The 23,296-nt window shown below is 67.3% G+C and carries 20 protein-coding genes; 11 read left to right on the top strand and 9 right to left on the bottom strand.

The window, feature by feature from the left end; all coding sequences use genetic code 11:
- Positions 1 to 332: 332 nt before the first annotated feature.
- Positions 333 to 2,294, top strand: coding sequence for an RNA polymerase sigma factor RpoD (rpoD, locus tag ACW173_RS02515; RefSeq protein ID WP_492083323.1), 1,962 nt, complete (start codon positions 333 to 335; stop codon positions 2,292 to 2,294).
- Positions 2,295 to 2,645: 351 nt separating this feature from the next.
- The gene (locus ACW173_RS02510) at positions 2,646 to 3,455 is read left to right on the top strand and encodes a hypothetical protein (RefSeq protein ID WP_492083322.1); all 810 of its coding nucleotides are present in this window, start codon (positions 2,646 to 2,648) and stop codon (positions 3,453 to 3,455) included.
- Positions 3,456 to 3,521: 66 nt separating this feature from the next.
- Here ACW173_RS02510 and ACW173_RS02505 read toward each other — a convergent pair whose 3' ends face one another.
- The gene (locus ACW173_RS02505) at positions 3,522 to 5,195 is read right to left on the bottom strand and encodes a M56 family metallopeptidase (RefSeq protein ID WP_492083321.1); all 1,674 of its coding nucleotides are present in this window, start codon (positions 5,193 to 5,195) and stop codon (positions 3,522 to 3,524) included.
- Entirely contained in the window at positions 5,192 to 5,566 is a 375-nt protein-coding gene (locus tag ACW173_RS02500; RefSeq protein WP_492083320.1) for a BlaI/MecI/CopY family transcriptional regulator, read from the bottom strand. The genes ACW173_RS02505 and ACW173_RS02500 overlap by 4 nt, the downstream gene beginning before the upstream one ends.
- A gap of 144 nt (positions 5,567 to 5,710) precedes the next feature.
- Between ACW173_RS02500 and ACW173_RS02495 the strand changes: the two genes are divergently transcribed.
- From ACW173_RS02495 to ACW173_RS02480, 4 genes are all read left to right on the top strand, one after another.
- The gene (locus tag ACW173_RS02495; protein ID WP_492083319.1) at positions 5,711 to 6,655 is read left to right on the top strand and encodes a LysR family transcriptional regulator; all 945 of its coding nucleotides are present in this window, start codon (positions 5,711 to 5,713) and stop codon (positions 6,653 to 6,655) included.
- A gap of 108 nt (positions 6,656 to 6,763) precedes the next feature.
- Complete coding sequence (locus tag ACW173_RS02490; protein WP_492083318.1) at positions 6,764 to 7,474, top strand: SDR family NAD(P)-dependent oxidoreductase; 711 nt, start codon at positions 6,764 to 6,766, stop codon at positions 7,472 to 7,474.
- 12 nt (positions 7,475 to 7,486) lie between these two features.
- Positions 7,487 to 7,723 (top strand): tautomerase family protein, encoded by a 237-nt coding sequence (locus ACW173_RS02485; protein ID WP_492083317.1) that lies wholly within the window; start codon positions 7,487 to 7,489, stop codon positions 7,721 to 7,723.
- A gap of 13 nt (positions 7,724 to 7,736) precedes the next feature.
- Positions 7,737 to 8,780 (top strand): NAD(P)H-dependent flavin oxidoreductase, encoded by a 1,044-nt coding sequence (locus ACW173_RS02480; protein WP_492083316.1) that lies wholly within the window; start codon positions 7,737 to 7,739, stop codon positions 8,778 to 8,780.
- Here the strand turns inward: ACW173_RS02480 and ACW173_RS02475 are convergent.
- On the bottom strand, positions 8,777 to 10,861 hold the full coding sequence (locus ACW173_RS02475; protein ID WP_492083315.1) for a hybrid sensor histidine kinase/response regulator: 2,085 nt from the start codon (positions 10,859 to 10,861) through the stop codon (positions 8,777 to 8,779). The genes ACW173_RS02480 and ACW173_RS02475 overlap by 4 nt on opposite strands.
- A gap of 152 nt (positions 10,862 to 11,013) precedes the next feature.
- Between ACW173_RS02475 and ACW173_RS02470 the strand changes: the two genes are divergently transcribed.
- The gene (locus ACW173_RS02470) at positions 11,014 to 11,562 is read left to right on the top strand and encodes a hypothetical protein (protein ID WP_492083314.1); all 549 of its coding nucleotides are present in this window, start codon (positions 11,014 to 11,016) and stop codon (positions 11,560 to 11,562) included.
- A 74-nt stretch (positions 11,563 to 11,636) separates the two neighbouring features.
- Here ACW173_RS02470 and ACW173_RS02465 read toward each other — a convergent pair whose 3' ends face one another.
- Genes ACW173_RS02465 through ACW173_RS02450 form a run of 4 tightly spaced genes read right to left on the bottom strand, consistent with a single transcriptional unit; the run spans position 11,637 to position 15,516 of the window.
- Positions 11,637 to 12,704, bottom strand: coding sequence for an endo-1,4-beta-xylanase (locus tag ACW173_RS02465; protein WP_492083313.1), 1,068 nt, complete (start codon positions 12,702 to 12,704; stop codon positions 11,637 to 11,639).
- A 2-nt stretch (positions 12,705 to 12,706) separates the two neighbouring features.
- Positions 12,707 to 13,126, bottom strand: a complete 420-nt coding sequence (locus tag ACW173_RS02460; RefSeq protein ID WP_492083312.1) for a flagellar export protein FliJ — start codon at positions 13,124 to 13,126, stop codon at positions 12,707 to 12,709.
- A complete protein-coding gene (gene fliI / locus ACW173_RS02455; RefSeq protein WP_492083311.1) occupies positions 13,126 to 14,460 on the bottom strand; it encodes a flagellar protein export ATPase FliI in 1,335 nt (444 codons plus the stop codon). Before fliI ends, ACW173_RS02460 begins: the two co-directional genes overlap by 1 nt.
- A 57-nt stretch (positions 14,461 to 14,517) precedes the next feature.
- Positions 14,518 to 15,516: an alpha/beta hydrolase family protein gene (locus ACW173_RS02450; RefSeq protein WP_492083310.1), complete on the bottom strand. Its 999-nt coding sequence runs from the start codon at positions 15,514 to 15,516 to the stop codon at positions 14,518 to 14,520.
- Between the two features lie 121 nt (positions 15,517 to 15,637).
- On the opposite strand from ACW173_RS02450, the gene ACW173_RS02445 reads away from it, so the two are divergent.
- The 3 genes from ACW173_RS02445 to ACW173_RS02435 all read left to right on the top strand — a co-directional run bounded on the left by ACW173_RS02445 (position 15,638) and on the right by ACW173_RS02435 (position 19,178).
- On the top strand, positions 15,638 to 16,414 hold the full coding sequence (locus tag ACW173_RS02445; RefSeq protein WP_492083309.1) for a LytTR family DNA-binding domain-containing protein: 777 nt from the start codon (positions 15,638 to 15,640) through the stop codon (positions 16,412 to 16,414).
- 433 nt (positions 16,415 to 16,847) lie between these two features.
- Positions 16,848 to 17,543, top strand: a complete 696-nt coding sequence (gene ctrA, locus ACW173_RS02440) for a response regulator transcription factor CtrA (protein ID WP_047407858.1) — start codon at positions 16,848 to 16,850, stop codon at positions 17,541 to 17,543.
- Positions 17,544 to 17,801: 258 nt separating this feature from the next.
- Entirely contained in the window at positions 17,802 to 19,178 is a 1,377-nt protein-coding gene (locus tag ACW173_RS02435; RefSeq protein WP_492083307.1) for a M23 family metallopeptidase, read from the top strand.
- 162 nt (positions 19,179 to 19,340) lie between these two features.
- Here the strand turns inward: ACW173_RS02435 and ACW173_RS02430 are convergent, their stop codons facing one another.
- Positions 19,341 to 20,759: an ATP-binding protein gene (locus tag ACW173_RS02430; RefSeq protein ID WP_492083306.1), complete on the bottom strand. Its 1,419-nt coding sequence runs from the start codon at positions 20,757 to 20,759 to the stop codon at positions 19,341 to 19,343.
- A 347-nt stretch (positions 20,760 to 21,106) separates the two neighbouring features.
- Here ACW173_RS02430 and ACW173_RS02425 point away from each other — a divergent pair, with 347 nt between their 5' ends.
- Positions 21,107 to 22,000: a DMT family transporter gene (locus ACW173_RS02425; protein ID WP_492085869.1), complete on the top strand. Its 894-nt coding sequence runs from the start codon at positions 21,107 to 21,109 to the stop codon at positions 21,998 to 22,000.
- Here ACW173_RS02425 and ACW173_RS02420 read toward each other — a convergent pair.
- Positions 21,997 to 23,268 carry a M20/M25/M40 family metallo-hydrolase gene (locus tag ACW173_RS02420; protein ID WP_492083305.1) on the bottom strand — a complete coding sequence of 424 codons (1,272 nt, stop codon included), beginning with the start codon at positions 23,266 to 23,268 and terminating at the stop codon, positions 21,997 to 21,999. The two genes, ACW173_RS02425 and ACW173_RS02420, sit on opposite strands and share 4 nt — an antisense overlap.
- Between the last annotated feature and the right edge of the window lie 28 nt (positions 23,269 to 23,296).

Below are 23,296 nucleotides of genomic sequence, written 5' to 3'. Positions count from 1 at the left end.
TGCCAAGCAACTGACTGACATCACTCGGGCCGCCGCTGCGCGCGCCCTATACCGAAACAGGATGTCACCCTCGTTTGCCGCACCAGGTCCCCAGCGGTCGTCGACCCGTCAGGGAAGACGCCAGGCCGCGCCCACGCCTCTGGGCCTCCGCCGGGTTTCCCGCGGAGCGTTCGCACATGGCGAAAGGGCGCGCTTAGGCGGCTTCTGACGGGAACGTGATCTTTGGGAGCGCGCTGACTCTAAAGCGTCGACCGAACGGGCAGGGCCTTTTCGAAACGGATTTTTTCGGCGCCGCTCTTGCAGAGCCAGCGGTGTCGATTTCGGAGAGCTTGATGAGCAACAATTCCTCGGCCGAGACGGAAGCGCCAGAAGCCACCGGTGGTGACGGCCCGCTGCTCGACCTGACCGACGCTGGCGTAAAGAAGTTCATCAAGCAGGCGAAGGCCCGCGGCTACGTCACGATGGACGAGCTGAACAAGGTGCTGCCGTCCGAGGAAGTCAGCCCCGACGCCATCGAAGACACCCTCGCCATGCTGAGCGAGATGGGCGTCAACGTGGTCGAGGCCGAAGAGGACGCCGAGGGCTCGGAAGGCGGCGAAGTCGCCACCCGCGACGAGAACACCACGGTCATCACCAGCGACAAGCCGGCCGCCTACGACCGCACCGACGACCCCGTGCGCATGTACCTGCGCGAGATGGGCTCGGTCGAGCTGCTGTCGCGCGAGGGCGAAATCGCCATCGCCAAGCGCATCGAGGCCGGCCGCGACACCATGATCCGCGGCCTGTGCGAGTCCGCCCTGACCTTCGAAGCCATCATGGTGTGGCGCGAAGAATTGGGCACGGGCCGCATCCTGCTGCGTGAAGTCATCGACCTGGAAGGCACCTACGCCGCCATCAACGGCGTCGCCGCCCAGCCGGCCGCCGAGGATGACGACGGCGAACCGGCCGAGCCGGTCGACCAGGAAGCCGGCGGCGAGCCCAAGCCCGAGGGCGAAGGCGAGGACGACGACGATTTCGACGACGGCGCCGGTCCGACCGTCAGCGCCATGGAAGGCGAACTGCGCGAAGGCGTCATGGCCATCCTGGACGCCATCGCCAGCGAGTTCGAAAGCTTCCGCAAGCTGCAGGACAAGCTGGTCGGCAGCCGCCTGAAGGGCGAGGACCTGACCGACGCCGATCGCAAGGCCTATGAAGGCCTGTCGCAGACGATCATCCAGCACCTGAAGACGCTGAAGCTGAACAACAACCGCATCGAGGCGCTGGTCGAGCAGCTCTATGCGATCAACAAGCGCCTGATCGGTCTGGAAGGCCGCCTGCTGCGCCTGGCCGACAGCTACGGCATCAGCCGCGGCGAATTCCTGAAGGCCTATTTCGGCTCCGAGCTGAACCCGAACTGGTCGGACCAGGTCAAGGGCATGGGCGTGCGCTGGACCAAGTTCGTCGAGAACGACAGCCAGTCGGTCGTCGACATCCGTGGCGAGATCGCCGCGCTGGCCACCGAGACCGGCGTGCCGATCGACGACTATCGCCGCATCGTCCAGACCGTGCAGAAGGGCGAGCGCGAGGCCCGTCAGGCCAAGAAGGAAATGGTCGAGGCCAACCTGCGCCTCGTGATCTCGATCGCCAAGAAGTACACCAACCGCGGCCTGCAGTTCCTGGACCTGATCCAGGAAGGCAATATCGGCCTGATGAAGGCCGTCGATAAGTTCGAATATCGCCGCGGCTACAAGTTCTCGACCTACGCCACCTGGTGGATCCGCCAGGCGATCACCCGTTCGATCGCCGACCAGGCCCGGACCATCCGTATCCCGGTGCACATGATCGAGACGATCAACAAGATCGTCCGCACCAGCCGCCAGATGCTGCACGAGATCGGCCGCGAGCCGACCCCGGAAGAGCTGGCCGAAAAGCTGGCCATGCCGCTGGAAAAGGTCCGTAAGGTCCTGAAGATCGCCAAGGAGCCGATCTCGCTCGAAACGCCGATCGGCGACGAGGAAGACAGCCACCTGGGCGACTTCATCGAGGACAAGAACGCCATCCTGCCGATCGACGCGGCCATCCAGAGCAATCTTCGTGAGACCACGACGCGAGTGCTCGCGTCGCTGACCCCGCGTGAAGAACGCGTGCTGCGCATGCGCTTCGGCATCGGCATGAACACCGACCACACCCTGGAAGAAGTCGGCCAGCAGTTCTCGGTCACCCGCGAACGCATCCGCCAGATCGAAGCCAAGGCGCTGCGCAAGCTCAAGCACCCGAGCCGGTCGCGGAAGCTGCGGAGCTTCCTGGACTCGTAAGAGGGCTGCGGACTGGTTCCGCACCTTTTCAAAACAGAGGCGCCCCGGTCGCAGGACCGGGGCGTTTTTGTTTTATGCCTGCGAAGTCCTATTCCGTCTGGTAAAAACGGAATTCCCCTATAAAGTTTGCTTCTAAGTCGTTGCTCTCATGGGGGGAATTATGGCTCTTGGGCCCAAACTAGAAGCATTTCGCCAGCAACTGCGTTCGCTTCCCGCGCGCAACCCTACGCAAGAAGCGTTGTTGCGAGAGCTCGATCAGCTCGGCGATAGGAGCGTGTTCAATGAGAGCGCCGGCGCCACCCGAATGACCGGGCCTGCGGGCAATACTTGCGGCGGATGTGGTAGGCCGTTTTGAGCGATCTAGAGGATAGCGCTGCTAAGCCTGAGGCGATCAAAGGCTTCTGGACCGTCTACGAAATAGACATCAACGGAAGCCGGGATATTTATTTCGGGGTAGTGCGCCAGGGGTGCCCGGCAGCTCAACAGCAGCTCAAGGATGAAATCGAACGAACGCTCAGTGCCCTGCGGTCTATCTACGGCAATGGGAGCAAATTCAATGAGTCTTTCGACAAGCTTCTAGGGCTCGCTAAGGTTGGTCTTCCCGGAGAAAATCCGGCGGTTTCTACGGCTCAAGCTGCGTTGGGCAGTCTTCAAGCAGAGATCGTTGATCGCGAGGCTGGAAAAATAAAGAACGCTTACATGGTCAAGTTGGGTATGTGGGCGTTGGTGGGGGGGATCGTTAGTGCGATCGCTTTCTTTATCCTTGATCAGCACTTCTCGTGGATTTCCCCGAGAATATTCAAATATAGGTTCTTTTTGCTGCTGTGGTCCGGCTGCATGGCTGGGGCGTGGGTTTCGTTCGCCACCAGAAAGGCCATGCTGGGGTTTTTCGATCTGGTGGCCGTCGAAGAGGATCGCATAGAGCCGGCGCTCCGGCTTATCTTCACGGGAGTTCTGACGGTCATGCTGGCGCTGGTCTTTACGACGGGGCTCGCCAATGTCGTCATCGGAGGGTTCCAGGCGTCTGCCCTGATGACGTCCGGATCGACGGCGATCTTGGTGGGTGCGTTCGCTGGCCTATCTGAGAAGGCCCTGCCTGCTGCTCTGATGAAGAGAGCGCAGGATTTCATCTCCGCCAGCGCCGCGTCTGCTGGAAAGTAGCAGGAAGTTATAAGCGAAGAGCTCCGGTACAAGCCGGAGCTCTCTAAGTTTGGCGCGTCTTTCGCTTCAGCTCATGTCGCGAGCCTTTTCCGCCAGCCGTTCGGCCTGGCGTTCCAGGTCGTCGGCTTGGCCGGGGAGGCGTCGGGAGAGGTCGATCAGTTCTTCGTCGGAGACCTCGCGGTTCCCCCGGGCGCGATTTTCGGCGATCTGTTTGGCGCGGTAAGCGGGGTCCCGCAGGCGGGCGGCTTCCTCGCGCATCTGGCGGGCGCCGGCGCGCATCTGGCCAGCGCCCTTGGTCATCTCGACGCTGGCCTGCTTCATGGCCTGAACGCGGATCCGCTCGCCGTTGCGGCGGGCCTCTTCACCCGCGCGCCGGGCGTCCTCGCCGGCTCGGCGGGCCTGTTCGCCGATACGGCGGGCGTCTTCGGCCGACAGGCGGGCCTGTTGGGCGGCGATGCGGGCGGCGGCTTCGATCTCGCCGCGATGGGCCTCGACCTCGCGGCGGGCGGCCTCGGCGATGCGGCGCATGTCTTCGGCGCTCAGGCGGGCCAACTCGGCCTCGGCGCGGGCGTGCTCGGCCTGATGGCGGGCCTGCTCGATGGCCTTGATGTCGGCTTCGGACAGGTGGCGGTGCGAGGTGAAGGCGAAGTCCCAGGCCTTGGCGGGGGCCGCGGGCGGCGCCGGCGCGGCGGGCGGCGCCGGGGGCGCGGCTTCCGCCATCGGGGCTGGCGGCGCGGGCGGGGCAGGCGGAGCCACCTCGGCGATGGCGGCCGGCGGCGCCGGGGGAACAGGCGGCAGCGGGGCGGCCTGGCGGCTCAGACCGAAGGCGGCCAGCGGGGTGGCGACGATCGCCAGGGCGGCGACGGTGAGGCCCACGGTCAGCGGACGGCGGCGGTCGGGCGTGTCGGTCATCAGGCAGGCGATCCTTGTCTTGAGCGTCTTGGCGTCGGCGGCCATGGCGGTGGCTCCAAACGGGACGGGGGAAGCGGCCAGGCGCACCAGGGTGCGCGCGTAGAGGGCGCGGTCCACGCTGCCGACGGCGGCGGCGTCGGCCGCTTCCTCGGTGCGCTCGGCCAGCACCGCGTGCAGGCGCCAGACCAGCGGGTTGAACCAGAAGATGGCCAGGGCCAGGCGCGACAGGATCAGGAAGATCCAGTCGTGGCGGCGCAGGTGCGCCAGCTCGTGGGCCATGATGGCCGGGGCGGAGCGCGGCTCGGCCAGGGTGGCCGGGTCCAGCAGGATGGCGCCGGGCGCGACGCCCCAGCTGAGCGGGCCGGCGACACGGTCGCTGGCGACCAGGCCGGGACGGTCGGCGAACGGCAGGTCCTCGATCGGGGCCAGCCAAGCCGGGTCGGTCACCGGCTGCCCCTTGCGGGTCCAGCGCTCCAGGGTGCGCAGGCCCAGGGCCAGGCGGCCGCCGATCAGGGCCGCGCCCAGCAGCCAGACGCCGCCGGTGATCGCGCCGGGCGACATCCACCAGGGATTGGGGTCGAGTTGCGTTGGCGCGGCGCCGGGCGTCGGCAGCACGACCGGCTCGGCCGGCAGCGGCGGCAGCAGGGCCAGTTCCAGCGGCGGCAGCATGTTCATGATCGCCGGCAGGGCCAGCAGCAGGCAGACCGTTCCGCGCAGGATGTCGACGCGCTCGACCGGCCGGCGGGTCATGTAGCACGAGCAAGCCAGGCCCGCGCCGGCCACCAGGCTGGACTTGGCCAGCAGCGAGATCAGCAGGATCCAGGTCACGACTTACCCTCCACGGTTTCGTCGATGATCGCTTCGAGCGCCGCGGCCTCTTGCGGCGTCAGGCGCTGGCCCATGCCCAGGAGGGCGGTGGCGGCGCTGGCGGCCGAGCCGGCGAAGAAGGTGTCGATCACCCGGCGCAGGGCGCTGACGGCCACTGTCTCGGTCTCCTGCACCGGGCGGAAGCGCACGCCGTCGGGGCCGCTGGCCCGCTCGACCAGGCCCTTGGCTTCCAGGCGCGAGAGCATGGTGCGGACGGCGCTGTCGCTGAGCGGATCCGACAACGCGCCCCGCACCTCGGCGGTCGTGCCGGCCTCGAGCCGGCACAGGGTCTCGAAGACCTCGCGTTCGCGTCTGGGCAGGGCGTCGATCACAAGCGGTTCCGATCTCTGTTCGCTACAGGTGTAGCGCCACGTCTGTAGCGATGGAAGTGAACTCGGCGTAATGCGTGGATTGCGCTGGGTCGCGTCGATAAGCTGCCAACCGCGACCCTCACTCTTGCGGAAACGGTAGGCCGGATGGATCGTATCGAAGCGATGCGGGTGTTCGTGGCGGCGCTGGACGAGGGCAGTCTGGCCGGGGCCGGCCGCCGGCTGAACCGCTCGCCCGCCGCCGTCAGCCGGGCCATCGCCTTCCTGGAGCAGCATGTCGGGGCCGAGCTCCTGCACCGCACGACCCGCTCGCTGCGGCTGTCGGAGGCCGGTGAGCGTTACGCCGCCGCCTGTCGTCGCATCCTGACCGACCTGGAGGAGGCCGACCTCGCGGCCCTGGGCGAGCGCTCGGCCCCGCGCGGCATGCTGACCATCACCGCCCCGCCGATCAGCGGCGAGGACGTGTTGCGGCCGATCGTCGACGCCTATCTGGACGCCTATCCGGCGGTGTCGGTGAACCTGGTCCTGCTGGACCGCCACACCAACCTGGTCGAGGAGGGCTTCGACGTCGCCCTGCGGGTGGGCCAGTTGCCGGACAGCTCGCTGGTGGCCACGCGGGTCGGCGGCGACGTGCGTCGGGTGATCGTCGGGGCGCCGCGCTACCTGGACCAGCATCCGCGCATCGTCGAGCCGGCGGATCTCTCCAAGCACCAGGTCGTCACCACCACCCATTTCGGCCACGACACCTGGGTGTTCCCGCCCGCGCCGGGCCAGACCATCGCCCGAGCGGTGCACTTCAAGCCGCGCCTGGTGGTCAACAGCGTCCGCGCGGCCCTGGCCTCAGCGGTCGAGGGGCGGGGCGTGACGCGGCTCTACACCTATCACGTGGCCGAGCGAGTGCTGGACGGCAGCTTGCGGATCATATTGCGCGACGCGGAGCCCGCGCCCTTACCGGTGCACCTGATGACGCCCCAAGGGCGGACCGCCACGCCCAAGGTTCGGGCCTTCCTCGACTTCGCCGCGCCGAGGCTGCGGGCCGTGTTCGCGAGGCTGTCAGCGGACTCCGAAGTGCTGAGTAATTCTACCGTTTGAAGGAAGAGTGAACGCCGAAAGGCGGCCATTCACCCGATCATCGATCGATACGACATTCCTGCTCATCCGGTGGCGATCTTCGCCCCGGCAACGCCAAAGAGGCAAGTCATGAGCAACGAACAGAAGGTCGCCATCGTCACCGGAGCCTCGCAAGGCATCGGCGAAGCGCTGGTCAAAGCCTATCGCGACCGCGACTACCGCGTGGTCGCCACCTCGCGCTCGATCAAGCAAGGCAGCGACCCCGACATCCTGGCCGTCGCCGGCGACATCGGCGATCCGGCCACCGCCGAGCGCGTGGTCACCGAAGCCCTGGCCCGTTTCGGCCGCGTCGACACCCTGGTCAACAACGCCGGGATCTTCATGGCCAAGCCATTCACGACCTACACCGAAGAAGACTTCCAGACCAAGATCGCCACCAACCTGGCCGGCTTCTTCCACATCACCCAGCGCGCCTCGGCCGAAATGCTGAAGCAGGGCGCGGGCCACATCGTCAGCATCACCACCACCCTGACCGACCACGCCCTGGCCGACGTGCCCTCGGTGCTGGCCAGCCTGACCAAGGGCGGGATCAACTCGGCCACGAAGTCGCTGGCCATCGAGTTCGCCGACAAGGGCGTGCGGGTCAACGCCGTCTCGCCGGGGGTGATCAAGACCCCGATGCATGCGCCCGAGACCCACGCCTTCCTGGCCGGCCTGCATCCGGTGGGCCGCCTGGGCGAAATCCGCGACGTGGTCGGGGCCGTGCTCTACCTGGAAACCGCCGGCTTCGTGACGGGTGAGATCCTGCACGTCGACGGCGGCCAGAGCGCCGGTCACTAGGGGAGAAGTGTTATGCCGATGGTCAATATCCAGGTCACCCGTGAAGGCTCCGCCCCCGGCCGCTCGGCCGTCACCGCCGAGGAAAAGGCGAAGCTGATCGCCGGCGTCAGCCAGCTGCTGCTGGACGTGCTGGGCAAGCCGCTGGACTCGACCTTCGTGGTGATCCAGGAGGTCGAGCTGGAGAACTGGGGCTGGGGCGGCATGCCCGTGCCCGAATATCGTCGGCGCGTCGCGGCCGGCGAGGTCTAGAGGAGGTTCCGTGATGGCCGCTTCCAACCGCGTGCTTGACCTGTTCGGCGTCGACCTGCCGATCATCCAGGCCCCGATGGCCGGCTCGACCTCGCCGGAGATGGTGGTCGCCGTCAGCAACGCGGGGGGCCTCGGCTCCTTGCCCAGCGCGCTCTATTCCGAGACGCGGCTGCGAGCGGCGCTGGACACGGTGCGGGCCGGCACGAAGAAGCCGATCAACGTCAACTTCTTCAGCCACCAGACCCCGGACGACGATCCGGCCGCGCAGGCGGCGTGGCGCGAGCGGCTGCGGGGCTTCTATGTCGAGGAGGGCTTGGATCCCGACCCGCCGATCCCGGCCGCGGGCCGCGCGCCGTTCGACGAGACCTTCGCCAAGGTGGTCGAGGACTATCGCCCCGAGGTGGTCAGCTTCCACTTCGGTCTGCCGTCGCCGGAGCTGGTCGAGCGGGTCAGGCGAACCGGGGCGAAGGTCATCTCATCGGCGACGACGGTGGCCGAGGCCGTGTGGCTGGAGGCGCGGGGCGTCGATGCGGTGATCGCCATGGGCTTCGACGCCGGCGGCCATCGCGGCAACTTTCTGACCCACGACATGGGCCAGCAGGTCGGGACCTTCTCGCTGGTCCCCCGGATCGTCGACGCCGTCTCGGTCCCGGTGATCGCGGCCGGGGGCATCGCCGACCGGCGCGGCGTGCGGGCCGCCTTCGCGTTAGGGGCGCAGGCCGCCCAGGTCGGCACCGCCTATCTGTTGACGCCCGAGGCCGCGATCTCGGACGTCTATCGTGAGGCTTTGGCCTCGGCCGAGGAGGTCACGGCGGTGACCAACCTCTTCACCGGCCGCCCAGCGCGCGGCATCGTCAACAGGCTGATGGCCGAGGTCGGCCCGCTCTCGGATATCGCGCCCCCGTTCCCGACCGCCGGCGCGGCGGTGGCCCCGCTGCGCAAAGCCGCGGAGGCCGCCGGCCGCGGCGACTTCAGTCCGCTCTGGGCCGGCCAGGCCTTCCGCTCCAGCCGGCCGATGGGTTCAGCGGAACTGACACGCGTGTTGGCGGGGGTCTAGGCGCTGGCGGTCGCGGCGGGCGCGGCGTCGCCGCATTGCAAGGCCCGTGCGACCGCCGCGATCAGCTCCTCGCGGCGGATGGGCTTGGCGACGTGGTCGTCCATGCCGGCGGCGCGGCAGCGGGCGATCTGTTCGGGCAGGACGTCGGCGCTGAGCGCCACGATCGGGATGGACGCGATCGGGCCGGGCAGGGCGCGGATGGCGCGGGTGGCGGCCAGGCCGTCCATCCCCGGCATGTGCACGTCCATCAGCACGAGGTCGAAGTCGCCGGCCTGGACGGTCTCCAGCGCCTGGACGCCGTCGTCGGCGGTGATCACCTCGCAGCCGGCCAGGGTCAGCAGGGCCTTGCCCAGCTCGCGGTTCATCGGATGGTCGTCGACCAGCAGCACCCGAGCCGTACGCTCGGGCGTCTCCGGCGCGGGGCCGTCGGAGGCCAGCGGCAGGGTGGCCGGCTCGGCCGTCAGGGTGATCCAGAAGCGCGCGCCTTGGCCAAGCTCGCTCTCGACGCCGATCGCGCCGCCCATGCGGGTGACCAGGGCGCGGCTGATCGCCAGGCCCAGACCCGTGCCGCCATAGCTGCGGCTGATCGAGCTGTCGGCCTGGGAGAAGCGCTGGAACAGGCGGGCCTGCACCTCGGGCGTGATGCCGATGCCGGTGTCGATCACCTCGAACCGCAAGGCGCCCAGCGCGGGCCCCGCGGTGAGTTTGACGGTGACGCCGCCTTCCGACGTGAACTTCAGGGCGTTGGCCAGCAGGTTCAGCAGCACCTGGCGCAGGCGGGTCTCGTCCAGCGACAGGGGCTGATCGATGTCGGCCTCGCCAGAGGCCTCGCAGAGCGTGCGTAGGTACAAGCCCTTGGCCGCCGCCTCGGGGGCGATGATGGCTACCGCGTCACGCAGCAGGGCCGACGGCGAGGCGGGGGTCAGGGTAAGGTCCAGACGGCCGGCCTCGACCTTGGCGAAGTCCAGCAGGTCGCCGACGATCTCGGCCAGGGAGCGGCCGGCGCGGCCGACCAGGTCCAAGCGACGGCGGTTCTCGGGCGACAGGTCCGGGGCGTCGGCGACCAGGGCCGCAAAACCCAGGATGCTGTTCAGCGGGGTGCGGATCTCGTGGCTGATCGTCGCCAAAAAGTCGGACTTGGCCTGGCTGGCGGCCTGGGCGCGGGCCTGGGCGGCGCGGGCGGCGGCCTGGCGGCGCAGTAGCAGGGCCTGCAGGCGCGCCTGGCGGCTCAGGGCCAGGGCGGCCACGAAGCTGACGGCGTACAGCACGACGTGGAACAGCAGGGCGTGGCGCAGCGGCGACAGGGCGGTCTTGATGTCCAGGCCGGTGCGATGCAGCACCGCGGGAATGGCCACGGCCAGCGAGGTGGTGACGATCACGGCGACGGCGCGCGGCCCGCCTCGGAACGCGGCCAGCAAAGCGGGCGCGAACAAGAGCACCTGCAGGCTGGCGTCATTGACGAACACCCAGGACGAGACGGCGATCACCAGCAGCAGGGTGGCGGCGGCCTCGGTCGGGCGGACATTGAAGCCCTCGCGGTGGCGATGATCGGTCAGGATCAGCACCACGGGCAGGATGACGGCCACGCCCAGCACGTTGGACGTCGTCCAGTCGCCCCAGCCCTGGAACAGGGCTCGCCCGCCGCTCAGCGCCAGCAGGACATGGACCATGATCGAGGTGATCGCCGTCAGGACCGAGGCCACGACGATGACCGTGAACAGGCTACGGGGATCGCGCACCTTGGTCGGCACGCGCAACCAGCGCAGCAGCATCGCGGTGCCGGCCGTCTGGAACGTGTCCAGCACGGTGACGACCAGGACGAAGCGCAAGGGCGCGCCGATCGTCAGCTCCAGCACGATGTGCAGCACGCTGGTGGCGACCAGGAACGCCAGCGCCTGGCGCCGGTTCAGGATCATGAAGGCGGCGATGGCGACGGCGTTGGCCGTCCAGATCGTCGGGATGTTGTGCGTGGCGCCGGCGAGGAACAGGCTGTAGGCCAGACCGGCGACATAGGCGCAGACCAGGGCGACCGCGTGGGTCGCGCCATTGAACGCGGTCTTGCGCTGTACGACAGCCGTCACTTCGCCCCACCTCTCCCCGATGCTCGAAGGTCCGCGACTATGCGCCGCAAAGGTCGGTGTTTCGTTAAGGGGGACGCACAGCGTGAGCTTGGTCACTGGACGGGGAGGCTGGCTGTGAGAAGCTGCACTTTATGAGATGGACGGCGATTCTGTTGGCCGTAATGGCCATGGTGTTGGTCACGGCTTGGTGCGTGGCCCTCACAAAGATCCTTGGAGGCCAAAACAAAGACTGGGCAGCTTGGGGCCAGGCGGTTGGATCTCTATTCGCGGTCGGCGCGGCAATATGGGCTGCGCACCACGCCACTGAGGCTCAGGCTCGCTTACAGCGCGACGAGCGCCGCGATTTGATCAGGGGTATCGGTCAAGCGATCGCCCTTGCCCTGAAAGCCTATGACGGACTTGCCGACGCAATGGCAGACAGCGATCGCATGGAGGTATCCAGGCAGCGGAGAACTTTCGATTGGAACCAACAGCGAGCTCTGGACCGATACCTAGAGATGGCAATCGAACGCTGGCCCAGCGCAGTTCTCTATACTCAAGCTGTCAGTATCAAAGCTGCGATGGAAGTGCTTATGAACACCGCACAGCAGTTCCTCGCGGGCCCAGATTTGAACGACGAAACCGAGATAATGCGTGCCGCGATGCGCTTTCGAGCGGCAGAATCCACTTTTTCGCACTCATTACAGGATCTGGTTCGCTGAGGGCTTTTCGAGCTGCTGAATGTAGGCTTTGTCTGCCGCCACTTCCTGGGCTCGTATGAGCGAACCGGCTGGTTTTAAACCCGCCGCGCGAACACATCCGCCAGAGCCCGACACGTCGCCTTCGCCTCGCCGGCCTCGTCGAACAGCAGCGGTTGATCGGTCGGACGTTGGCCGGAGTCGCCGCGCAGCCAGGTGTCGCTGTCGCGCAGGCCCCAGACGGTGAAGGCGAAGCGCTGGCGGGCGGGGAGGGCCATGAAGGCCTCGGCCACTTCCGTGTACTTGGCGATCTGGCGCTTGACCCGGTCGCCGGGGAGGGCCGGGACGTAGTGGTCGCCCAGCGAGATATCCAATTCCGACAGATGGATCGGCAGGCCGAAGCTGGCCAGGTCCTTGAGCGCGGCGTCGACCGCGCCGGCCGGCAGGTCGTAGTCGATGTGGGTCTGGGTCCCGATCCCGCCCAGCGGCGCGCCGCGCTTCAGCAGGCGCTCGATCAGCCGCATGAAGGTCGCGCGTTTGTTGGGCTTCAGTTCCAGATGGTAGTCGTTGAGGAACAGCACCGCGTGCGGATCGGCCTCGCGGGCGTGCTCCAGGGCGAGGGCGATGTGGTCGTCCGAGCCCAGATTGCGTGACCACAGGCTCTCGCGCGGGCGCTCGCCGTCGTCGGTGATTGGCTCGTTGACCACGTCCCAGCTGCGGGCCGCGCCCTTATAGCGTCCGGCGACCGCCAGGATGTAGTTGCGATAGGCGTCGGCGAAGGGTTTGCCACTGCCGTCCAGGCGCTTGAAGGCGTCGGGTTCGTTGGCGAACCAGACCAGGGAGTGGCCGTGCAGGGCCATGTCACGCGCCTTGGCGAACGAGGCGATGCTGTCGGGCCGGTCGAACTGGAAGCCCCCGTCCTCGCGCAGGATGTATTCCATCTTCATCTCCCACTCGGCCGTGAGTTGGGAGAACTGCTCGGCCAGCAGGTCGAGATAGTCGGGCGCGTGCAGCCAGCGTTCCTGCACGCAGCAACCGATGGGAAACGCGGTCAGGGTCCGCAGCGGTGGGATCGGCGCAAGCGCCGGCTGGCTCTTGGCCCCTTGGCCGCAGGCGGAGAGGGCGAGCGCCGAGGCGATCGCGGAGCGGCGCGTGAGCCGCCGCACGCCTAGCGCCCGGCCATGGCGGCGCGGCGGATGCTCAGCTCGTCCATCTGAGCGGACTCGAAGGCGCCCAGCTTCTTGGCGGCCAGCACCTTGGCCTGCTCGGCGACGTGCTCGTACTTCTTGAGGTTCTCGAAGGCCTCGGACAGGGCGTCGCGGGCGCCGATCTCTTCGGCCTGGCACTGCTCGATCTGGACCAGCATGTCGGCCTTTCGGCGCTTGTGGCCTTCGCGATAGCCGATCATGTACCAGCCGGCGGCGGCGTCACCCTCGGCGTTCTTGGCCTCGGCCTCGGCCTCGGCGTCCAGCATGGTGATGCGAAGCTCAGCCGCCATGCGGCGTTCGGTGATCTCGGCGAGGCGCTTTTGCAGCGTCTCGACCTCGTGGTTGGAGATCCGGATCAGCGAGGCGGCCCACTTGGTCATCAGTACTCACTTTGCAGGATCTGCCCCAGGTAGCCGAAAGAGTCGTCCAGAGACGTTGCTTCTTCCTTATCTTGGCTGAGGAAAGCCTCGATCGCGGGATTTAGGCGGATCGCGCGGTCGACCGTCGGGTCGGCCCCGGCGCGATAGGCGCCGATGCGGATCAGTTCTTCCATGTTGGCGTAGGCGGCCATCACCTGGCGCGCGCCCTTGACGATGTCGCGCTCGTGCGGGTGTTGGCAGCCCGGCATGGTCCGGCTGATCGACTTCAGCACATTGATGGCGGGAAAGCGGCCGCGCTCGGCGATGGCGCGCTCCATGACGATGTGGCCGTCCAGGATACCGCGCGTGGCGTCGGCGATCGGCTCGTTGTGGTCGTCGCCGTCCACCAGCACGGTGAAGAGGGCGGTGATGGGAGCGGCCGTGGTGCCGTCGGCGCGGATCGGGCCTGGTCCTGCCCGCTCCAGCAGCTTGGGCAGCTCGGTGAAGACGGTGGGCGTGTAGCCCTTGGTGGTCGGAGGCTCGCCGGCGGCCAGGCCGATCTCGCGCTGGGCCATGGCGAAGCGGGTGACGGAGTCCATCAGGCACAGGACTTCCTGGTCTTGGTCGCGCATATATTCACTGATCGCCAGCGTCATGTACGCGGCCTGACGGCGGGTCAGGGCGGGCTCGTCGGAGGTGGCGACCACGACGACGGCGCGCCGCAGGCCTTCCTCGCCCAGGGTCTCTTCCACGAACTCGCGGACTTCGCGGCCCCGCTCGCCGATCAGGCCGACGACGACGGCGTCGCAGGTGGCCTCTTTGGCCAGCATCGACAGCAGCACCGACTTGCCGACGCCCGAGCCGGCGAAGATGCCCAGCCGCTGGCCCCGGCAGGTGGTGGTGAAGACGTTCATCGAGCGCACGCCCAGGTCCAGGCGCTCACCCACCCGGCCGCGGGCGTGAGCCGGCGGCGGCGAGGTCTTCAGCGGATAAGGAACCTCGCCTTGGGGCAAGGGGCCGAGACCGTCGATCGGTTCGCCGAAGGCGTTGATGATGCGGCCCAGCCACGCCTTGGTCGGGCGGACGACCGCGCCTTCCGGCACGATGCGGATCTCCGCGCCCGGGCCAACGCCCTCGACGGGACCGAACGGCATCAGCAGGGCGCGGGTTTCGCGGAAGCCCACCACCTCGGCTGGCAGGGGCTTCTGGCCCAGGCGCTCGATCTCGACGCGGGCCCCTACCGACAGCCGGGTCAGGCCGCCACGGACCTCGATCAGCAGACCGTTCACGGCGGCGACGCGGCCGTAGATGGTCAGCGGATCGATACGTTCGACGGCGGCGATGAGGCTACGCAAGACAGCTCCCGAAGTGACCCGCGCAGACTCGATGATCGTGGTTAACCAGGTGTGAAATTACGGTCCAGGAGGCGACTTCACCGGTGCGACCAATTGGTCGGTGAAGAACCGCGTGACCGCCGTGTTGAAGTCGCGGTGGAAGGCGACGCGGTCGAAGCCGGGCGCGCTGGCGCACAGGATCTCCACGCCCTTGGTGTTGGCGCAGGGCGTCAGGAAGTCGAAGTGCCGCGCGCCTTGCACGACGTGATAGTCGTGCGGCCGCCCGAGATTGCGATGCACGAACTCGGCATAGTTGTCGCCGGGCAGCACCTCGTCGTCGCTGGCCTTCCACAGCTGCAGCGGGACCTTGATCCCCTTCAGCCCGTCGGTTCCGAACGTGAAGCCCAAGGCGGGGGCGGCCGAGACCACGGCCTTGATGCGGGCGTCATGCGTCCACTTGGCCGTCAGGACGTCGGCCGGGATCGGGTGGCTGGCGGTCAGCTTGCAGTCGTAGTTGCTAGGATGGACCTTGCAGTGACTGGGCACCTTGCCGATGTCGGGCTCGCCGCCGGCCGCCGCCAGCACGGTGAAGCCGCCGGACGAGAAGCCGAATGCCCCGACCTTGTCGGGATCGATCTTCGTCTTGAGGGGCGAGGCGTCCAGCATCCAGCCGATCAGGTCCGACAGGGCGGCCGGGCGATCGGCCATCGCGGTGGCGCGGCTCTGGTCCTTGTAGTTGTCGCCCGGATGGGTGAGGGCGGCGACCACGAAGCCGGCCTCGGCCAGCGCCTGGGCGGTGTCGGCATGACCGCCGAAGAAGCCGCCATTGCCGTGTGACATGACGATCAGCGGCAGATGCTCGCCGACGATCGGCGCGCCGGCCGCCACGGTATGGCCCCAACCGCCCAGCGCCATGAAGGCCGGCTTGGCCTCGGTGGGATACCAGACCCCGACCTCGACCGGCGGCGCGTTCGGGCGGGGCTCCTGCAACACCATGAAACCGGCGTTGGATGCGAGGGCTGGCGAGGCCGCGGCGGCCGTCATGAAGGCGGCGGCGAGGAGGGCGCGGAGCGACATGGTGGTCCTTCAGCGAGTGATGAAGACCTCGCTGTGAAGCCGGGTTTCCGCTGCCGCCAGCGCTCCTGCGCGAATGGGCGAATGGGTTCGCGACCGGGCGAACGGTCGCTATACCTCAAGCATGACCGCCGCGAATCCACCGCTTCTTGGGAGCGCCCGAGAATGGGCGATAGACCTGGCCGTGGGCGTGGGGATCGGCCTGCTCCTGGGGCTGATGGGGCCGTTCGGCAGCTTCTTCAACGACAACCCGCCGCTGCGGATCGCCTATTGGATCGGGACCGTCTCCAGCGGCATGGTGTTCTTCGGGGTCGTCACGCGACTGGCGGCGGCGGGCGCGCAACGACTCGGCGCGCCGGACTGGGCGATAATCCCGCCGGTGGTCCTGGTCGGCAGCGCCGTACAAGGGATGCCGCTGCGCGCGGTCGCGATCGCCATCTGGCCGCAGATCGACCGGGCCGTGCCGCCGCTCGAGTGGTACGGCCAGTGCCTGGCGATCACGACGCCGATCGTGCTGGCCTACTACTTCATCCGCGTGCGCTCACGTGCGCACATGCCCGCGCGCGAGGGGCTGGAGCCTGTCGAAGCCTCAACGCCGGTCACCGATCCGGGCGCGGTGCTTTATCTGAGGATGGAGGATCACTACGTCCGGATCCGCACCGAGCACGGCTCGCGCCTGGAGATGGGACCGTTGGGCCGCGTGACGGCGGGGCTGTCCGGCGTCGAGGGACTGCGGGTGCATCGTTCGTGGTGGGTGGCCCGGCGGGCGATCCAGGGCGTCGAGCGCGACGGCCGCAACCTGCGTCTGAGGCTCGTCGACGGCGAAACCGCCCCCGTCAGCCGCGCCTCGGTGGCCAAGCTGCGGGCGGCGGGCTGGCTGGCCGAAGAAAATCCGGCTTGAGCCCCGCGGCGGGGCGTCGCGGGGCGCCCAGAATGGTCAAGCTTCCACCATCCTTTGGTCGCTCGCGAAGCGCGAGCATGGCGTTCAATTTCCCGCGACGGAACGCCGCAATCTCGCCTCAAGAGCGAACAGCGAGGTAGCTCCGCCTTAACGGCGTAACGACGTTCGGACCGCTATCAGGGCACGGATTTAAGGGATTTGCATTGGTTAATAGCAGCGTCAGACGGGCCCCCTGCGACGCGTGCGACCAATGTGACCAAGGGGCCGCCGGCCGCTTGCACCCGATTCGCAAATCAGATTAACCATTCGACCAACGGAAACATTCACCATTAACCAGTCTTAAATTAACTCTCCGGCAAAGTGACCGAAGGGTTTTCCGGCGGGGTTCCGCCTTAAGACGTTCGAATACGCCAGATTTGGCGTGGAGGGGCTCATGCGCGTACTGTTGATCGAGGATGACAGCGCGACGGCGCAGACCATCGAACTGATGCTGAAGTCTGAAGGCTTCAACGTCTATACGACGGATCTGGGTGAGGAAGGCGTGGATCTGGGTAAGATCTACGACTACGACCTCATTCTGCTCGACCTCAATCTTCCTGACATGAGCGGCATCGATGTTCTGCGCACCCTGCGGGTCGCGAAGATCAACACGCCGATCATGATCCTGTCGGGTTCGTCGGAGATCGATACGAAGGTGAAGACCTTCTCGGGCGGCGCCGACGACTATATGACCAAGCCGTTCCACAAGGACGAGATGATCGCCCGCATCCATGCGGTGGTCCGTCGTTCGAAGGGTCACGCGCAATCGGTCATCAAGACCGGCGACATCATCGTCAATCTGGACGCCAAGACGGTCGAAGTGAACGGCAACCGCGTTCACCTGACCGGCAAAGAGTACCAGATGCTCGAGCTGCTCTCCCTGCGTAAGGGCACGACCCTGACCAAGGAAATGTTCCTGAACCACCTGTACGGCGGCATGGACGAGCCCGAGCTGAAGATCATCGACGTGTTCATCTGCAAGCTGCGCAAGAAGCTGGCCGCTTCGGCGCACGGCAAGCACCACATCGAGACGGTCTGGGGCCGCGGCTACGTGCTGCGCGACCCGAACGAGCAGGTCAACGCCGCTTAAGGTCTCGTGAGTTCGTAAGCGTACAAGTACCGCGTACCCAAAACGCCCATCGGTAACGGTGGGCGTTTTCTTTTACCCATCATATGGTTGCGCTTCCGGGCCTTAACCGGCGTTAACCATGCCGTGACAAAACGACCGAAGCGCCGAATAGTCCTTGCGGTCAAGAGCGCGCCTGAGCATGTTCCGGCCCGACGATTGCTGGGGGGCTACCCAGCCGTGTCATTTTGACTTGCGCGGCATCGAACCGACGGGGGCACGATGCAGGAATTTGATCCGCGACGCAGCGCAACGCGCTGGGCGCCGAGAGTTTTCACCGCGGTCGCCGGCTTGGCCGCGCTGAGCCTGGGCTGGAAGCTGACCGCCGACGACGCCAAGACTCCGGGTACGGAGAAGGCCGCCCTGGATCCGGCCGCCCTGGTCGCCCTGCAGCACGTGGCCTTCGCCAGCGCCGAGGCCCAGCCCGGCTTCGAGCGTCCCGAGAACGTCGCCGTCAAGGTGCGTCCGGGCGAGACCCTGCAAGGCGCCGTGCAGCGCGCCGGCGTGGCTCCCGAGGACGCGCAAGCGGTCGTCGCGACCCTGCAAGGCGCCATCGACACCGTGAACATCAAGGCCGGCATGGCCTTCGAGGCCGCCATCGCCCAGCGTCGCGGCCAGCGCGGGCCGGCCCGCCTGATTGGCCTGTCCATGCGGGCCAGCCCGTCCTCGACCCTGACCGTCTCGCGCACCTTCGACGGCGCCATGCGCCTGCGCGAGCTGGAGGAAAAGGTCCGCGACGAGCAGAAGGTCGCCTGCGGCGAGATGAACGGCTCGTTCTACGAGAGCGTGGCCAATGTCGGCGGCACGCCGGCGATCATCAGCCAGGCCGCCAAGCTGTTCTCGCACAAGATCGACTTCTCGCGCGACATTCACGAGGGTGACCGGTTCTGCCTGGTGTTCGACCGAAAGGTCACCGAGAGCGGCCGCACCATCGAGGCCGGCGATCTCGAATACGCCGAGGTCAAGGGCCAGAAATTCTACGCCTTCGACCGCAGGGGCGACAGCGACGGCAAGAGCCAGTTCTTCGACGAGTTCGGAAAGAACATCAAAGGCTTCCTGCTGCGCACCCCAGTGGATGGCGCTCGCATCACCTCGGTGTTCGGCACGCGCCGCCACCCGGTTCTCGGCTATACCCGCGCCCACAAGGGCGTCGACTTCGGGGCCGGCACCGGCACCCCGATCCTGGCCGCCGGCGACGGCGTGGTCCTGGAAGCGCGCCGCTGGAGCGGTTACGGCAACTGGCTGCGCATCCGCCACTCCGGCCAGTGGGACACTGGCTATGGCCACATCTCACGCTACGCCCCCGGCATCCGCGCCGGCACGCGCGTACGCCAGGGCCAGGTCGTGGCCTATGTCGGCTCGACCGGCCTGGCGACTGGCCCGCACCTGCATTACGAGGTCTGGCTGAAGGGCCAGCGGGTCAATCCGATCGGGGCGAAGGTCCCGCAAGGCACCATCCTGGCCGGCTCGGAACTGGCCTCGTTCAAGTCGCAGAAGTCGCGCATCGACCGCATGCTGGCCGCCGGCGGCGAAGCCGTCAGCGGCGAGGACACGCCCAAGCTGGCCGCGACGGATCTGGACAAGGTCAAGCTGCGCTAGGCGTCCTTCCCCTAACCGCGCGCGGGCGGCGAACCGCTCACACTTCGCCTAGCGCGCTTTTGCCCATCGCCGCCTGGATCCCCGCCAGCAGATTGGCGGCGGTGATCGGCTTGGAGACGTGCAGGTCCGCTCCGGCCGCCAGGGTCTGTTCGCGGTGGCCGGTCAGGCGTTGGCGCTGAGCATGATGATCGGGGTGCGCGCCGCGCCGGTTTCGACCTCCAGCACCCGGATCGCGCGGGTGGCTTCCAGCCCATCCATGCGCGGCATCTGCATGTCCATCAGCACCACGTCGAAGGTCCCGGCCTTGAAGGCGTCGATGGCGTCCAGGCCGTCGCCGACCGTGACGACCTCCGCGCCCTGGGTGGCCAGGATCAGCTGGGCGACGCGCTGATTGGTCGGGTGGTCCTCGACCAGCAGCACCCGCAGGGGCGAGTCCGTGAACTCTGGAGGCTCGGCGGGGGTCCCGGGGACCCCTTCAGCGCCCCCAACGCTGGGCAGGGGCAGTGAGACGACGAAACGGCTGCCGACGCCCAGCGTCGAGGTGGCCGAGATCTCCCCGCCCATTATGGCGACCAGCGAGTGACAGATCGACAGGCCCAGGCCCGTGCCGCCGAACCGGCGGCTGATCGACGCGTCGGCCTGGTGAAAGCGGGCGAAAAGGCTGGCGGCGTGCTCGGCGTCGAAGCCGATGCCGGTGTCGGTGATCTCAAGGGTCAGGCTAGAGTCCTCGGCCGCGATGCGCAGGGTGACGCCGCCGGTCTGCGTGAACTTGATGGCGTTCGACAGCAGGTTGCCGACCACCTGGCCGATCCGCGTGCCGTCGCCGAGGTAGCGACCGTCGGCCGCGCCGACCACTTGGAAGGCCAGCCCCTTCTCCTCGGCCCGATGGCGCATGACCTCGATGCAGGGGCGCAGGGCCTGGTCCAGGTCGAAGGGCTGCTCTTCCAGCTGGAGTTGGCCGGCCTCGATCTTGGCGACATCCAGGAAGTCGGACACCAGCCGCTCCAGGGTCGCGCCGGAGTCGCGGATCAGTCCGACCATCTCGGCCTGGTCGGCGCTCATGGGCGTGCGGGCCAGCGCGTCGACGATGCCGATGACGCCGTTCAGCGGGGTGCGGATCTCGTGGCTGATGTTCGCGAGAAAGTCGGTCTTGGCGCGATTGGCCGCCTCGGCCGCGGCCTTGGCCTCGACCAGGGCCCGCTCGGCCGCCACCCGCTGCGTGACGTCCCGCGCCACGCCGTAGATGCGGTCGCCATTGCGTTGGGCGCGCCATTCCAGGGTCAGGTAATGACCGTCGGCGTGCCGGTAACGGTTGATGTAGCCCAGGACCGGATCGCCGTCCTTCCGGTTCTCGACCTCGATCACGCTGCTGAGCGTGCCGGGCATGTCCTCGGGATGGACAAGGCGCAGCAGCTTCAGGCCTTCCATGTCCTCGGGGCGATGGCCCAGCGTGGTTTGCCACGAGCGGCTGGCCTTCAGGACGCGGCCTTCGATGTCGCGAATGATCAACAGGTCCAGCGAGACGTCGAAGAACGCGCTGACGTCCTCGGCGAGCGTCTCGTGAGCAGTCGTCTGGGTCATCGCGGCCGAAATCCTAGCTGGCGCCGAAAAGTCTTGGCGCCGAAGCACTCAGACAAAACACGGATATCAGCGAAGCTTGCGGGGCGTGAACAACCCTAGGGGGATTTCGCTTAAGACTTGTCCGATGCGTCAAAAAGTCTCCCAGTTTCTGGACAAATGTGAGTTGTATAACATCGTTATTTATGGATGGGTGATGAATATTTCCAGCCATAGGCGTGGCGATTGAAGCGCGGGCCGCCTGGCCCTAGAAGCAACGCTTGATCCTGCTGCCGAGAGTGCGTTTGTCCAGTTCCTCCGCCGACCTCCATGGCGACAGTCTCTATCGGGATCGGCGTTTCGTCATCGGCATGGCGGTGCTGTGTTGCCTGCTTTGGGGCAGCGCCTTTCCGGCGGTGAAGATCGGCTACGCCCTGCTTAGCGTGGCCAAGACCGACACGGCCAGTCAGCTTCTGTTCGCCGGTTGGCGGTTTCTGGCGGCCGGGCTGATCCTGCTGGTGCTGGCGCTGCTGAACCGCAAGCCGGTCGCCCTGCCGCGTGACCAAGTCGGACGGGTGATTGGCCTCGGCCTGTTCCAGACCACGGTGCAGTACGTGTTCTTCTATGTCGGCCTGGCCCACGCCACCGGCGTGAAGTCGTCGATCATGAACGCCACCGGCGCGTTCTTCGGCGTAATCCTGGCCCACTTCCTGTTCAAGGACGACCGCCTGACCTCGCGCAAGGCCGTCGGCTGCCTGCTGGGCTTCGCCGGCGTTCTGGCCGTGAATCTGGGCGGCCCAAGGGGTTTTGGAGGCCTGGACTTCGAGTTCAGCCTGCTGGGCGAGGGCTTCGTGGTCGCCGCGGCCTTCGTGCTGGCCGCCGCCTCGATCTGGGGCAAGAGCATCTCGCGGAAAGTCGACCCGATGGTGATGACCGGCTGGCAGTTGGCCATCGGCGGAAGCGTGCTGCTGGCGATCGGCGCGGTCGCGGGCGGCCATCTCTCCGGCTTCGACATCCGCTCCGTGACCCTGCTGGCCTATATGGCCGCGTTGTCGGCGGCGGCTTTCGCGCTGTGGAGCCTGCTGATCAAGCACAACCCTGTCGGCATGCTGGCCGTGTTCAACTTCCTGATCCCGGTGTTCGGGGTTCTGCTGTCGGCGGTGTTCCTGCACGAGCCGGTGCTGGCGTGGAAGAACGCCGCCGCCCTGGCGCTGGTGTGCGCCGGGATCTGGCTGGTGACGCGCAAGCCCAGGGCCCGCGCCTAGTCGACTCCGGCCACGGCCAACAGCGTCGCCAGGCCCACCTGCATGCCCTTCAGGCTCGAGGCCTTCTCGACGTCGATCCATTCGTCCAAGGCGTGGGCGCGGCCGGCCTTGCCGCCCGCGCCGATGGTGACGGCGGGGATGCCAAGGCTCATTGGCACGTTGCTGTCGGTCGAGCTGTCTTCGTGCTGTGGCGAAAAGCCCAAGGCGGTGATCGCGCCGGCCGTCAGCTTCACGATCTCGGACGTCCGCGGCGTATTCCCCGCCGGCCGCTCGCCGATCACCTTGGCCTCGTAGCTGACCTTGCCGTCACGGGTGTCGCGGGCGGCGTTCTCGGCGGCGTCGGCCTTGTCGAGGATGCCGACCAGGGTCTGGTCCAGCTTGGCCAATTCGGCGGCGCTTTCCGAGCGCATGTCGAACTCCATGAACACTGAGTTCGGGATCGAGTTCACCGAAGTGCCGCCGCCGGTGACGCTGGCCGAATAGGTGGTCTTGGGCGCTTTCGGCGTCTCGACGGCGTAGAGGTCGGTCACCGCCCGGGCCATGGCCGCCATCGGATTGACGATGCCGAACGCGCCATAGCTATGGCCGCCAGGGCCCTTGAAGGTCACCCGATAACGCTTGGAGCCGACGCCCTTGTCGACGATCCGCGACGGGTCCGAGCCGTCCATCGAGAAGAAGGCGGTGATCCGGCCCTTGTAGGGGCCCTTGTTGAACAGGAACCGCGTGCCGCGCAGGTCGCCGGGGCCTTCCTCGCCGACATTTCCGACGACCAGGATGTCGGCCTTGGTCTTGACGCCCGCCGCGTCCAGGGCGCGCAAATAGGCCAGCAGGGTGGCCAGGGCGCGGGTGTCGTCGCCGACGCCGGGGGCCATCAGTCTGGTTCCCTCGCGCTTGACCTTCACGTCCGTGCCTTCGGGGAAGACGGTGTCGAGATGGGCGGCGATGACCACGAACGGGCCCTTGCCCTTGGTCGCCGTACCGGGCCTTACGCCCATGACATTGCCCTCGGCGTCCATCTCGACATTGGACAGGCCGTGGGCCTTCAACATCTCCAGATAGGCCTTCGCGCGGGCCTCTTCCTTGAACGGCGGGGCCGGGATCTCGGTCAGGGTCACGATGTCGGCGACCGTGCGGTCATAGTCCGCGTCCAGCTTGGCCACGGCCTTCTTGAACGCGGGCGACACGACCAGCTTGGCCGGATCGGTCGCGGCCGAGGCGGGCAGGGCGATCAGCGCGACGGCCAGGGCGAGCGGAGAGGGACGGAGCATGGGGCGAATCCTTGGGTTCGCCGCCACC

Source organism: Caulobacter sp. ALps2 (genome assembly GCF_058681635.1).
Note: the sequence above shows the minus strand (reverse complement) of the source record. Positions and strands in the feature narration are given on the sequence as shown.